The sequence below is a fragment of the Chamaesiphon sp. OTE_20_metabat_361 genome (assembly GCF_031364565.1).
Window position 1 is genome coordinate 1 of the sequence record NZ_JANLWO010000875.1, and the last position, 1,822, is coordinate 1,822.

The following is a 1,822-nucleotide window of genomic DNA, read 5'->3' on the forward strand; positions in this document are numbered from 1 at the left end:
GCTTGGCTTCCGGCTCTGGGCGAGTCTCTGGCTGTGGCAAGGCGCGACGATCGACTTTGCCGTTAGTTGTGAGTGGTAGGGCTGTCAGCATGACGATCGCCGTGGGAATGAGATAATCTGGCAATCTGGACTCTAGGAAGACCCGCAGTTCCCGCTCGGTGGGTTGTTGCTGGGACTGCGGTACCAGATAGGCAACTAAGCGTTTATCACCAGATCGATCTTCGCGCACGATAACGGTAGCTTCGCGCACGCTGGGGTGTTGCGCCAAGACCACTTCAATTTCGCCCAGCTCGATCCGAAAGCCGCGAATTTTGACTTGATTGTCGATCCGTCCCAAAAATTCGATATTACCATCGGGGAGATACCGGGCTAAATCGCCGGAGCGATAGAGCTTTTCGCCGATCGCAAACGGGTTGGGAATAAATTTTTCGGCGGTTAATTCGGGGCGATTGAGGTAGCCAGTGGCTAAACCAGCACCACCAATGTACAATTCGCCAGGAATCCCGATCGGGACGGGTTGCAAGTCAGCATCGAGCAAGTACACTTGAGTATTGGCGATCGGTTTGCCGATGGGAACAGACGTCGCTAAGGGGTCGAGGCTGGCGATCTTGTAACAACTCGCAAAAGTCGTACTTTCGGTCGGCCCATAACCATTAATTAACTGACAATTGGTGAGAGTCGATAGTGCTTTCTGGACGTGCGGAACAGAGAGGATATCTCCCCCAGCAATCAGTTGGTGCAGCGGTTGGAGATCTGCCAGTCGCTCGTCTACCATCAGGTGAAACAGCCCTGCTGTCAGCCACAGGGTCGTAATTTGCTCGCGGGCGATCAGTTGACCTAATTCAGCTAGCGAGGGCTTGTCACCAGGATATAAGACTAGTTTGGCACCATTGAGGAGGCTTCCCCAGATCTCAAAAGTAGCGACATCAAAGGCTATCGGCGCAATCTGTAAAAATATCCGATCGGGACTAAAGTCAATATAGTCGGTCGCTTTCACCAGTCGCACGACGCCATGATGTGGGATACAGACCCCTTTGGGTTTGCCCGTCGAGCCAGAGGTATACATCACGTAGGCCAAATTAGTCGATCGCAGCACTAGACTGGGATTGGTGGCACTAGCGGTGGCAATGTTGTCCCAGTCGGCATCGAGGCAGATGACCTCGAACTGCTGTGGGGGTAATTTGGCGCTGTCGGCTGTTGTCGTCAACATCACGGCGACTCCCGCATCAGCTAAAATCGTGGCGATCCGTGCGGGGGGAGCGGCGAGATCGATCGGGAGATACGCGCCACCAGCTTTGAGGATGCCCAAAATGCCGACAATCGTGTCGATCGACCGCTCGATCGCGATGCCGATGAGAGCGTTGGGCTGGACGCCGAGGGCGATTAGATAGTTGGCAAGCTGGTTGGCACGGTGATTTAACTCATGATATGTGAGTTGTCGATCGTGGCATTTTAAGGCGATCGCTTCACCATTGAGAGCGACGCATTCTTCAAATAATTGATGGATACATTTGGCTTGCGGATAGTTAGTTTGCGTCTGATTCCACTCGACTAATAATTGCTGTGTTTGCGCTGAATTTAGCACCGACAACTGCCGAATCGATCGCTCGGCTGACTCCACGATCGCCGTGAGTAAATTTTCAAATTCGCTCAATCGCCGCTGAATAGTCGCCGCACTAAATAAATTAGGATTGTACTGACACTCTAAATCGAGCTGACCGTTGGGCTGGGTGGCAGCACTCAGGAATAGTTCAAAGGTGGCAAAGGCAGGACGATTCATGCAGGTTTGCACTTCGAGATCGCCAAACTGCTCCGGCTTGGT

The 1,822-nt window shown here is 52.8% G+C and carries 1 protein-coding gene; it reads right to left on the reverse strand.

Going from position 1 to position 1,822, the window contains the following annotated elements:
* The coding region (locus RMO35_RS24630) for an amino acid adenylation domain-containing protein (protein ID WP_309745312.1) at positions 1-1,822 on the reverse strand (1,822 nt) is incomplete at both ends.